7 protein-coding genes and 2 tRNA genes are annotated in these 11732 nt (G+C 66.6%); 7 read left to right on the top strand and 2 right to left on the bottom strand.

Annotation, left to right across the window (positions count from 1 at the left end):
- Positions 1 to 30: 30 nt before the first annotated feature.
- Positions 31 to 1314, bottom strand: coding sequence for a macrolide 2'-phosphotransferase (locus ACTHQS_RS03085; protein WP_440165982.1), 1284 nt, complete (start codon positions 1312 to 1314; stop codon positions 31 to 33).
- A 143-nt stretch (positions 1315 to 1457) separates the two neighbouring features.
- Here ACTHQS_RS03085 and nudC point away from each other — a divergent pair, with 143 nt between their 5' ends.
- From nudC to ACTHQS_RS03070, 3 genes are read left to right on the top strand one after another with little or no spacing between them, the layout of a single operon-like run.
- Positions 1458 to 2480, top strand: a complete 1023-nt coding sequence (nudC, locus tag ACTHQS_RS03080) for an NAD(+) diphosphatase (RefSeq protein WP_440165980.1) — start codon at positions 1458 to 1460, stop codon at positions 2478 to 2480.
- 55 nt (positions 2481 to 2535) lie between these two features.
- Positions 2536 to 4671, top strand: coding sequence for an ATP-dependent DNA helicase UvrD2 (locus ACTHQS_RS03075; protein ID WP_440165978.1), 2136 nt, complete (start codon positions 2536 to 2538; stop codon positions 4669 to 4671).
- Complete coding sequence (locus tag ACTHQS_RS03070; RefSeq protein ID WP_440165976.1) at positions 4668 to 5282, top strand: M48 metallopeptidase family protein; 615 nt, start codon at positions 4668 to 4670, stop codon at positions 5280 to 5282. Before ACTHQS_RS03075 ends, ACTHQS_RS03070 begins: the two co-directional genes overlap by 4 nt.
- An 87-nt stretch (positions 5283 to 5369) precedes the next feature.
- Here ACTHQS_RS03070 and ACTHQS_RS03065 read toward each other — a convergent pair whose 3' ends face one another.
- Positions 5370 to 6815 carry a zinc-dependent metalloprotease gene (locus ACTHQS_RS03065; protein ID WP_440165974.1) on the bottom strand — a complete coding sequence of 482 codons (1446 nt, stop codon included), beginning with the start codon at positions 6813 to 6815 and terminating at the stop codon, positions 5370 to 5372.
- Positions 6816 to 6951: 136 nt separating this feature from the next.
- On the opposite strand from ACTHQS_RS03065, the gene ACTHQS_RS03060 reads away from it, so the two are divergent.
- The 4 genes from ACTHQS_RS03060 (at position 6952) to ACTHQS_RS03045 (ending at position 11732) form a co-directional block, all read left to right on the top strand.
- Positions 6952 to 8163: a YlbL family protein gene (locus ACTHQS_RS03060; RefSeq protein ID WP_440165972.1), complete on the top strand. Its 1212-nt coding sequence runs from the start codon at positions 6952 to 6954 to the stop codon at positions 8161 to 8163.
- A gap of 140 nt (positions 8164 to 8303) precedes the next feature.
- Positions 8304 to 11315 (top strand): UPF0182 family membrane protein, encoded by a 3012-nt coding sequence (locus tag ACTHQS_RS03055; RefSeq protein WP_440165970.1) that lies wholly within the window; start codon positions 8304 to 8306, stop codon positions 11313 to 11315.
- A gap of 118 nt (positions 11316 to 11433) precedes the next feature.
- A tRNA-Met gene (locus ACTHQS_RS03050) sits at positions 11434 to 11507 on the top strand.
- Between the two features lie 152 nt (positions 11508 to 11659).
- A tRNA-Met gene (locus ACTHQS_RS03045) sits at positions 11660 to 11732 on the top strand.

Here is an 11732-nt window from a genome sequence, read left to right as displayed (position 1 = left end):
TAGGGCCCCAAGGGGCAGGGCCTGTCCCGCTTAGCCCCGGTTCGCGTTGATGACCGAAATGGCCGCGGTGGACGTATCGTCCGGACCTTTGGCTTCAGTGGACGGCGCCTCTATGGGCTCAGCGCCCGCAGCGGGCGGCTCTGCCGGGGTAGGTGCCACGTGGACGGCGGGTTGTGACGGCCCTTCCGGTGGCACCTGCACATCCGGTATGGCAGTTGCCGCTGGTTCGGCCGGGACGGGGATGACGGTAACTGCAGGACTGACCGCAGAACTGCCGCCCGCGGACGCCGGGAGAGTCGAGGTACCGGCGGGCGCGGGTGCCGTGGCGGGTGCCGGAACCTCGACGCCCGCAGCAGGGGTGCTCTTGGCCGGCAGGGGTTCGACGCTGATTGGCTGGCCGCCGAATTCGGCGATGTCGCTGGCAAGGCTCTCCAGCATTCCCTCGGCCTCGCTGACCATTTCCTGGTCGCCGGCCGCCAGGCCCTTGACCAGGTACTGCGCCAGGGCAAATTCGGCTGACAGGGCGGCCCTGCGCAGCAGGTGCTGGTCCGGGACGTCGCGGCGGCTGGAAGTGTAAGACGCCAGGACGGCATCAATGAAGTCCTGTTCATTGGAGGCCACCAGCCAGGCAAAATCGTCTGCGGGGTCACCGATGCGCAGGTCCGTCCAACCGGTGACAGCGGTCACCCGTCCCGATTCCACCAGCAGGTTGTCCTCGTGCAGGTCGCCATGGACAACGCAGGGGTTGAACCGCCAGAGGGACACGTCTTCCATGGCATGTTCCCAGCGCCGAAGCAGTGCGGCTGGGATCTTGCCCGTTGTCGCTGCCTGGTCCAGTTCGTTCAGCCTCCGTTGGCGGAACTCGTTGGGGGTGTAGCTGGGCAGGTCGGCGTTGCTGACCAGGGACCGGGGAAGGTCGTGGACCGCGGCCAGCGCGGAACCGATTTCGCGGGCAAGGCCGGCGGGTCCGGATGTCAGCTCCTCTACGCTGCGCGTGCTCCCGGACAGGTGTGAGTAAACGAAGGTAGTGAGGCTTCCCAGGCGGACGCTGCCGGCGACCGTAGGCATCAGGAACGGCAATTCCGCGCGGACGGCGGGAGCGAAGGCGCGCAGCACCAGGAACTCCGTTTCCAGCCGCGTGCTGGCTTCGGCATGCCGCGGCGACCGGACCCGCCAGCGCTTGCCTTCGGAATCAAGGAGCAGGGCCGAGTCGAAGTCCGCGGGGTCATCCGGCGCAGAGCTAACAGCTGTCGGGGTCAGTCCGGGGACTGCCGCGGTTGCAATCGCCGCCAGTTCAATCGGTTTTCTTCTCACCGTTCCACGGTAGATTGCGCGCCGTCCCAGACGGCGGTCTGGCCGCGGCGAGTCTCCAGATAGCTGGAAATCGGGGGGTACCCCCGCACCGGACGGGCCCGGCCGAAATGTGAAATGTCGGCAGCAGTCAGTACGGTGGAAGCATGAGCCATGCGGAGTCTGTTACACCCGTCCACCAGGCCGTGCAAGCGCCCCTGCCCGCGAACCACCTGGTGGACACCCTGCTCCCGGTGAGGCCGGCGCTGGTGGACCGCGGATCCGCTGTCCGCGGCAGGCCCGGCATGGTGGATGAGCTGCTCTCCGGCCCGGACGCGGTGGCCGCAGTCCTGTCCCGGCGCCAGGGGCTGGTGCGGGGCAGCAATCTGGTCTTGGCAGGGGCCAAGGACCTTTTGGCAGAACTCACGGCAGCAGGGGTGGCGCCGGAGCTCGTCGTGTACCTGGGATCCGCATTGCCCGCCGCGGATCTTCCGGCCGGCACCGAGTTGCTGCTGTTCGTGCTGCCCGAACCACCCGAGCCCGGCACCGCCGGGATTCCCGCAGACGCAACCTGGGCCGGTTTCCGGGAGGTCGCGGCAGGATTGACCGCCACTTCCACCGCCCTTTTCGTGGAGTCCAGCGCTATCGCCAACTGGCATGCAGCCCATACCCACTGCCCGCGTTGCGGGACGCCTACGGACGTTGAGTCAGGCGGCTGGGTTCGACGGTGTCCCGCGGACAAGTCCGAGCACTTTCCGCGTACGGACCCGGCCATCATTGTCACAGTGGTCGGCCCGGACGGCCGGCTGCTCCTTGGCGGCGGTGGTCCGGTGGATGCCCGGAACTACTCCACCCTGGCCGGGTTCGTGGAGCCTGGAGAGTCGCTGGAGGAAGCCGTGGTCCGCGAGATCCAGGAAGAGGTTGGAGTGAGGGTCACAGCCTGCCAGTACCTCGGCTCCCAGTCGTGGCCGTTCCCGGCCTCGCTTATGCTTGGTTTTACCGCCGTCACCGAGGACACCCAGGCAACGCCCGACGGCGTGGAGGTCACCAGGGCCCGCTGGTTCAGCCGCGAGGAACTCCAGGAAGCGGTGCTCAGTGGTGAGATCACCATTTCCACCCGGCTCTCCATTGCGCGTTCCCTGATTGAGCACTGGTACGGCGGCCGGATCCAGGACCTGGCCGGCGCCTAAGTTATTCCATCCACCAGACTCCAGCACGCGGTAGTCGAGAAACAAAGCAGCAGAAGTGACTACAGAAAATTTTGACGGAGCAGCCTCCCTTGAGGACCGGATCCTCGGAGGGCTGGACGCAGAACAGCGTGAGGTGGCCAGTACGCTGAGCGGCCCGTTGTGCGTGCTGGCCGGCGCCGGAACCGGAAAGACCCGCGCCATCACCCACCGCATTGCCTATGGGGTTCACTCAGGCGTTTACAGCCCGCAGCGCCTGCTCGCGGTGACGTTCACGGCCCGGGCGGCGGCGGAGATGCGCAGCCGGCTGCGCGACCTCGGTGCCGGAAACGTGCAGGCCCGGACTTTCCACGCCGCAGCCCTGCGGCAGCTGCAGTTCTTTTGGCCGCAGGCCGTAGGCGGCACACTGCCCAACCTGCTGGACCACAAGGCGCAGATGCTGGCAGAAGCCGCCCGGCGGCTGCGGCTCAGCACCGACCGCGCCTCCATCCGCGATCTTGCCTCCGAGATTGAATGGGCCAAAGTGTCCATGCTGACCCCTGCGAACTACCTGGAAAACGCCCAGGGGAGGGGCGCACCCGGCGGGTTCGACCTTACTGCGGTCGCCCGGGTCTTCCAGTCCTACGAGGACGTCAAGACGGACCGCAATGTCATCGACTTTGAGGACGTCCTGCTGATCACCGTGGGCATCCTGCAGGAGGACGAGAAGGTGGCTGCCACCGTCCGGGAACAATACCGGCACTTCGTGGTGGACGAGTACCAGGACGTTTCCCCGCTGCAGCAGCGGCTCCTGGAGCTCTGGCTCGGCGGCCGTGACGAACTGTGCGTGGTGGGTGACGCCAGCCAGACCATCTACTCCTTTACCGGTGCATCGCCCAAGCACCTGCTGGATTTCAAGGCCCGTTACCCGCAGGCCAACGTGGTCAAGCTGGTCCGGGACTACCGGTCCACCCCGCAGGTGGTGAAACTGGCCAATGACCTGCTGGGCGGTCGCCGCAGCGGCGGGCCCACCGCCGACGCCGCCTGGGCTGCACCCCTCCAGCTCGTGGCGCAGCGCCCTGCCGGGCCGGCGCCCCAGTTCACCGAGTGCACGGACGACGAAGCCGAAGCTGCCACCGTGGCGCAGAAGATCAAGGCACTGCTCGACGCCGGGACTCCGGCCAGCGAAATGGCCGTCCTTTTCCGCACCAACGGCCAGTCCGAGGCCTACGAACAGGCGCTCGCAGCGGCAGGAATCGGCTACCAGTTGCGGGGCGGTGAACGCTTTTTCGCCCGCAAGGAGGTCCGGGACGCCATCCTCCAGTTGCGCGCAGCCACCAGGGCCGTATCAGAAACGGACACACCGGAACCGCTGGGCCAGCTGGTACGGGACATCGTCTCCTCCCTCGGCTACACGGATGCCGCTCCGCACAACGGCGGAGCCCTGCGCGAGCGGTGGGAGTCGCTCGCGGCGCTGGTGGCGCTTGCCGATGAACTCGTCCAAAACCGCGGTCCCCAGTTCGGCCTGTCGGATTTCGTCAACGAACTCCAGGAACGCTCCCTGGCCCAGCACGCGCCGACGGTCCAGGGCGTGACGCTGGCTTCCCTCCACGCAGCCAAGGGCCTGGAATGGGACGCAGTCTTCCTGGTGGGGCTCAGCGAAGGCCTGATGCCCATTTCCTTCGCCGATTCACCTGAGTCGGTGGATGAGGAACGCCGCCTGCTGTACGTCGGCATCACCCGGGCCCGCGAACACCTCTTCCTCTCGTGGAGCACCGCAAGGACTCCCGGGGGCCGCGCCAACCGGAAACCATCCCGGTTCCTGGACGGCCTGCGGCCTGATTCGGTGGCAAGCTCCAGTGCCCGGGGAAAAGGAACCGCTCCACGCCGCAAGGCTGCCGCGCCCGCCGTGTGCCGTGTCTGCGGCACCATGCTGGCCACCGGGGCCGAACGCAAGGTGGGCCGCTGCAACGCCTGTCCCCCCACGTACGAGGAACAGACCTTTGACGCACTCCGCAACTGGCGCCGTGAGGTGGCGCAGTCCGCGGATGTCCCCGCGTTCGTCGTGTTCACCGATGCCACCCTTACTGCCATTGCCGAGGCCAGGCCGGCGTCGCTGGAGGAGCTCGCCGGCCTCGCCGGTGTCGGCCCGTCCAAGCTGGAAAAGTACGGGGAAGACGTCCTCCGGGTCCTGGTTGAAAGCTCCGTCCTGTGAATCGCGGCACCGGTTCCGGAGCCCGCCAGGGCGCCCCGCTGACCACATCAGGCGGCGCCCCTGTGGAGGTGCGGCGCTCTGCCAGGCGTACGCGGACGGTTGCGGCGTTCTGGGAGGACGGAACAGCGGTGGTTGCCATTCCGGCCCGCTTCACTGCCGCCCAGGAACGGGAGTGGGTGCACCGCATGCTGGCGAAGCTGCACAAGCAGGGGGACCGGCGGGCTGCAGACGGCCGCCGCCGCCCCGCCACCGACGATGCCCTGGCAGCCCACGCCGCACACCTGTCGGCACAGTACCTCGGCGGCCGGTCAGCTCCCGTGTCCGTCCGCTGGGTCAGCAACCAAAACTCCCGGTGGGGCTCCGCCACGCCGGCCGACGGAACGATCCGCCTGTCGGACAAACTGCGGCCCATGCCGCAGTGGGTCATCGACTACGTCCTGCTGCACGAACTGGCCCACCTCCTGGTGGCGTCACACAACGCCGCGTTCTGGAAGCTGCTGGACGCCTACCCTGAAACCCAGCGGGCCAAGGCATTCCTCGAAGGTGTTTCGTTTGCCACGTCCCGGGGACTGGACAAGGACGGCACGGCCGGCAGCGGCGACGCCGACTAGCTCATGCCCGGAACACCGATCAGGCCTTAAAAACCTCCGGCGGGCCAGGAATCCTGGCCCGCCGAGGGTAGTCGGGGGTGCTAAGTGTCAGCCTTTGGGCTGGCCTGTTCCGCCGTCGTCGTCCTTGTCCCCGGCATCGCCGGCAGCATCGTCGGTGCCCGCCGCTCCGCCTTCATCAGTGGAGGTGCCGTCAAACCCGCCACTGAGCAGTTTCTGAAGGGCGTCATCAACTTCGCTGTCGCTGGCCTCGGCGAGCTTGCGGCGGGAGCTGAAGCCCTTGGGATCGTCCAGGTCCTCCGCCGTGGGAAGCAGGTCGGGGTGGTGCCAGATGGCGTCCCGGCCCTCGATGCCGCGCTCCTCCTTCAGCGTGGCCCACAGGGTGGCGGCGTCGCGGAGCCTGCGCGGCCGCAGCTCCAGCCCAACCAGGGACGCGAAGGCGTGCTCGGCCGGACCGCCCGTTGCCCGGCGGCGCCGCACGGTTTCCCGCAGGGCGCCGGCCGACGGCAGCACCTTCTCGGTAGCTGCCGCGGTTAGTTCGTCCACCCAGCCTTCCACCAGGGCCAGCGCCGTCTCGAGCTTCTCCAGGGCCTGTTCCTGCGCCGGTGTCCGCTGCGGCATGAACACACCCTGCGACAGGGCCTCCTGGATGCCTTCCGGATTGCTCGGGTCAAGGTCGCGGGCCAGTTCCTCGATGCGCGAGGTGTCGATGTGGATGCCGCGGGCGTAAGCCTCGATGGCGCCCAGCAGGTGTCCGCGCAGCCAGGGGACCTGCACGAAGAGCCGCGCGTGCGCGGCTTCCCGCACGGCAAGGAACAGCCGGATGTCATTCTCGGGCAGGGACAGGCCCTCGCCGAAGGCGGCAACGTTTGCCGGCAGCAGTGCCATTTCAAGGTCGGCCAGCGGAACGCCGATGTCGGTGGAGCTCACCACGTCCTTGGACAGGGCACCGATGGCCTGGCCCAGCTGCATGCCGAAGATCGCGCCGCCCATGTTCTGCAGCATGGAGGAAGCGCCACCCATCATGGACTTCATCTCCTCCGGCATCTGCTCCGTCATCGCGGAGGAGAGCGCGTTGGCGATGCTGTTGGCCACGGGTTCGGTCAGCCGCTTCCAGGTGCCGAGGGTGGCCTCCACCCATTCCGCCCGCGACCATGCCTTGCCGATCAGGCCGGTGGCGGGCAGGTCGGTGACAGGGTCCAGCCACAGCTCGGCAAGGCGGAGGGCCTCGTCCACCTCCCGGGACTGGTGCGCCGAGACCGAAGGATCGGAGCTGCCGGCGGCCACCCGCCTCGCGTTGTCGTGGGCCAGCGTCCAGTTAACGGGGCCCTCGGACGGGGCGCTCATCATCGCCTGCACCTGCGAGAACATCTGGGCCAGCAGGTTGGGGTCATCCGGCAGCCCGGCAGCCTTGGCGAGTTCGGCGGGGTCGAAGTTCTCCATCCCCTTGCCGCCCATCAGGTTCTGCAGCATTTCGGTCAACGGATCCTTTGGATTGTCGTCGCCGTTGGACGGATTGAGTGGGTTGGAGGTCATGGTCCCGCCGATCGATGGTGTGACTGTTGATCAACCTTCACGGTACCCCGGCGCCGGTCGGCTGTCTGCCGCCCGACGTCGTCGTTCGCTCTAGGCAAAGCGCCCCGGCGCGCCGCCACCGCGTAGTGTTGGTGGGGTGACTACAACCCGTGGCGGCCATCCCTCCGAGGACCACGTTCCAGAACTTTCCCCCTTCTCCACCACCGGGCCTGTGGGTGCCGGCGGCCCGCCGGAAAGGGCAGGCGGAAGCGGCACAGCGGGTGTAGTCACCAGTGCCGGCGCGGACGACGGCGGGCGCCCCGGGAGGTGCCTTTCCACCATGATGGTTGCCGGGCTGGCGGCGTTGGGGCTGGGAATTGCCGTGGGCACGCTTCCGGTGCCTTACGTCATCGAGTCGCCCGGGCCCACCTACAACACCCTGGGGGAGAGCCAGGGGCACCCGGTGATCAATGTCAGCGGCCACGAAACGTATCCCGCCGCCGGGAGCCTGGACCTGACGACGGTGTACGTCGACGGCGGCCCCACCGGTTCCGTCAGCATCCTCAACGCCTTCTCCGCCTGGCTGGACAACTCCAAAGCCGTCTACCCGGTGGAACTGATCTATCCCACGGGAACCACCAGGGAGGAGGCCCAGGAACAAAGCGCGGTGGCCATGGCCACGTCCCAGGAAAACGCGGTGGCCTCCGCCCTGAACGAACTCAAGATTCCGTTCGGCGAGCAGCTCCAGGCCGCGGGCCTGTCCAAGGATTCAGCGTCCGCGGGCAAGATCCAGCAAGGGGACATCCTCAAGTCCATCAACGGCAAGGACATCACCTCACTGAGCGTCATCCAGGATGAACTGGCGGCGGGCAAGGGGGCTCCGGCTGCCCTGACGGTGGAGCGGGCGGGCCAGCCCGTCGCCCTGGAAGTGACGCCCAAGGACAACGGCCAGGGCCGGTTCATTCTCGGCGTCATGCTGAAGTACTTGTTCAGTTTCCCCTTCCAGGTACAGATCTCCCTGGACAAGGTGGGCGGCCCCAGCGCCGGACTCATGTTCTCGCTGGGCATCATCGATACGGTGACGCCGGGCGACCTTACCGGGGGCAAGCACATTGCGGGAACCGGCACCATTTCACCTGACGGTGCGGTGGGACCCATTGGCGGCATCGGCCAAAAGATGCAAGGTGCCCGCTCGTCCGGAGCCTCACTGTTCCTGGCGCCCGCCGGTAATTGCGACGAGGTTGCCGGCCACATCCCCGACGGCCTTCAGGTGGTACGCGTGGAAAACCTTACCGAGGCGCGGCATGCTGTGGAACTGGCCGGAAGCGGGCAGGACACATCCGCACTTCCTGGGTGCACCGGCAAATAGGCCGGTCCCAACTAGACTCGACAGGAACTAAGCTTTACCGCCACTCGTGGCACTGATGACGGACGAAACCAGCCGTTTGACCGGTACCGTACGTCGCTCGCACGCTTCGAATCTCGACGACCAGCTATGAGGTACCCAGTTTGTCCCGTCCCGCCAGCACCACGTCCACAGGAAGGCCCCCATCGCGACGGGGCGCCCTGACGCCCACCCTCATCGTCGTCGCCCTGGTGGTAGTGGGCTTCATATTCTTCGCCAACGTCTGGACCGACGTCCTTTGGTACCGGCAACTGGGCTTCATCGAGGTCTTCGTCACCGAAAACCTCGCCAAGATCGCCACATTCGTGGCTGGTTTCGCCATCATGTTCGCGGCGGTTTTCTTCTCCATCCGCATCGCCTACAACGCAAGGCCGGTCTACGCCCCGGACTCCGAGATCCGGGACAACCTCAACCGGTACCAGGCGCAGCTGGAGCCTGTCCGCAGGATCGTCATGGTGGGCCTGCCGGTCCTCTTCGGCCTGTTCGCGGGCAGCGCGGCCGCCAGCCAGTGGCAGAAGGTGCTGCTCTTCTTCAACCAGGTCGGTTTCGGGCAGACGGACCCGCAGTTCAACATGGACATCAGCTTCTACCTGATGACCCTGCCGTTCCTGGGGTTCGTCACCGGGTTCCTGATCAGCGTCGTGGTGATCGCGGGCATCGCCGGCATCCTCACCCACTACCTGTACGGCAGTATCCGCCTGATGGAGCGTGGGGTGTTCACCAGCCGCGCGGCGCAGATCCATATCGCCGTCACCGGTGCAGCCTTCCTGATCCTCCTGGGCATCAACTTCTGGCTTGACCGCTACTCCTCGGTGCAAAGCAACGGCGGGCGCTGGGCCGGTGCCCTCTACACGGACGTCAACGCCGTCATCCCCACCAAGGCGATCCTCGCCGTGGCTGCCGTCCTGGTGGCCATCCTCTTCATCGTTGCCGCCGTCATCGGACGCTGGCGGCTGCCGGTCATCGGTACTGCCATGTTGATCATTACCTCCATCCTGGCGGGCGGAGTTTATCCATGGGTCATCCAGCAGTTCCAGGTCCGTCCGTCGGAGCAAACGCTGGAGCGGGAATACATCCAGCGCAACATCGACAACACCCGCAGGGCGTATGGCCTGGACGGCGTCCAGGAAACCCGGTACGACGCAACCAACACGGCAAGCACCGGCGCGCTCGCCCCGGATGCCCAGACCACCGCCAACATCCGGCTCCTGGACCCCAACCTGATCTCGGACGCTTTCGCGCAGCTGGAACAGTACCGGCCGTACTACCAGTTCCCCAAGGCCCTTAACGTGGACCGCTACGAGGTGGACGGCAAGATCCAGGACACGGTGATCGCCGTGCGGGAACTGAACCCCACGAACGTTGCCACCAACCAGCAGGGCTGGCTGAACCAGCACGTGGTCTACACGCACGGCTACGGGGTTGTGGCGGCCAAGGGCAACAAGTTCACCGTGGACGGCAAGCCCGAGTTCCTGCAGTCCGGCATCCCGTCCACTGGCGTGTTGGGCAACGACACCACCTACGAACCGCGGATCTACTTCGGTGAAACCTCGCCGGAATACTCCATCGTGGGTGCCCCGGACGGCGCCACGCCGCGCGAGCAGGACCGCCCCTCCGGCAAGGAAGGGGAGGGCGAAACCCAGTACACGTTCAAGGGGAATGGGGGCCCGAACGTTGGCTCCTTCTTCAACAAGATCCTCTACGCCATCAAGTTCCAGTCCTCGGACCTGCTGCTCTCGGACGGTGTGAACCCGGCCTCGCAGATCCTCTACGACCGCAGCCCCCGCGAACGCGTCCAGAAGGTGGCCCCCTACCTGACGGTGGACGGCGGCGCCTACCCGGCGGTGGTGGACGGCCGGGTCAAGTGGATCGTGGACGGCTACACTACCAGCCAGTACTACCCGTACTCGCAGCAGAAGTCGCTGTCGGATGCCACCGCGGATTCGCAAACGACTTCCGGCCGTGCCGTGGCCCTGCCCAACAGCACGGTGAACTACATCCGCAACTCCGTAAAAGCCACCGTGGACGCCTATGACGGCTCAGTGACCCTCTATGCATGGGACGACACCGATCCCGTCCTCAAGGCCTGGCAGAAGGTCTTCCCGTCCTCCCTGAAGCCGTACTCGGAGATGTCAGGGGCGGTGATGAGCCACGTCCGCTACCCGGAGGACCTGTTCAAGGTCCAGCGCGAGCTGCTGGGGCAGTACCACGTGACCGATCCCATCAGCTTCTACAAGAACAACGACGCATGGAGCGTGCCCGCCGATCCCACGGTGGACACCGACGTGAAGCAACCGCCGTTCTACATGTCGCTGCAGATGCCGGACCAGGAGAAGCCCGCATTCCAGCTGACGTCCTCCTTCATCCCGCAGATCGTCAACGGCAACGCGCGCAACGTCCTGTACGGCTTCCTTGCCGCGGACTCGGATGCAGGCAACGAGTCGGGAGTGAAGGCTGAGGGCTACGGAAAGTTGCGTTTGCTGCAGATCCCGCCGGAAACACAGGTGCCGGGTCCGGGGCAGGCGCAAAACAAATTCAACTCAGACCCCACCGTTTCACAGGCGCTCAACCTGCTGCGCCAGGGCGCGTCGGACGTCCTGAACGGCAACCTGCTCACCCTGCCGGTGGGCGGCGGCATCCTGTATGTGCAGCCGGTCTACCTCAAGTCAACGGGTGAGACGTCATACCCCACCCTCCAGCGCGTGCTGGTGGCTTTCGGCGACAAGGTCGGTTTCGCGCCCACACTCGATGCAGCCCTGAAGCAGCTGTTTGGAGGGGACTCCGGTGCAGCCGCGGGGGATTCCGCCAACAACGGCCAGACCCCTGCAGGACCGGCAGCGCCTGCCACCCCTGCCGAGGCGGACGCGAAGGCCCAGCTCAAGGCGGCCCTGGACGAGGCGAACGCCGCTATCCAGGCCGGCCAAACGGCGCTCGCAGCCGGCGACTTTGCTGCCTATGGCGACGCGCAGAAGAAGGTTGCGGCCGCGCTGAAGAAGGCGATGGACGCTGAGGCCAAGATTCCGGTCACTGCTCCGGAGGCCAGCCCGGCCCCCGCTGCGTCCGCGTCGCCTTCGGCCTCCCCGTCCCCTTCCTCGTCCCCGTCAGCGGGTCAGTAGTACGACGGCGGCACCCGGCACCCGATCCCCGCGGGGCCGGGTGCCGGGGCGGCGTAACGGACGTCACGCCGCTGCGATTTGGCCTGGGGTTCACCTCCCGGTAAAGTAGTTCTTGCGACGCGGGGTGGAGCAGTTCGGTAGCTCGCTGGGCTCATAACCCAGAGGTCACAGGTTCAAATCCTGTCCCCGCAACTGAGGAAAGGCCCGGACATTGGCAACAATGTCCGGGCCTTTTGCTTTCCCGGCTGATGTGGGTTCCACGGGGTAGTTGTGGGCCCACTGTGCCCGCGGTGTGCGGGCGTGGTCGGGGGCGCCGCAAAAGTAGGGTAGTGTTGATCAAGCGACGCGGGGTGGAGCAGTTCGGTAGCTCGCTGGGCTCATAACCCAGAGGTCACAGGTTCAAATCCTGTCCCCGCA

Origin of the sequence: Arthrobacter sp. SAFR-044, from assembly GCF_051965175.1 — a bacterium.
Taxonomy (GTDB): domain Bacteria; phylum Actinomycetota; class Actinomycetes; order Actinomycetales; family Micrococcaceae; genus Arthrobacter.
Note: the sequence above shows the minus strand (reverse complement) of the source record. Positions and strands in the feature narration are given on the sequence as shown.

Bases quoted from the DNA above. Each gene is read 5' to 3' on its own strand.
- ACTHQS_RS03065 (WP_440165974.1), bottom strand. From the start codon at position 6,815: ATGACCTCCAACCCACTCAATCCGTCCAACGGCGACGACAATCCAAAG.
- nudC (WP_440165980.1), top strand. From the start codon at position 1,458: ATGAGCCATGCGGAGTCTGTTACACCCGTCCACCAGGCCGTGCAAGCG.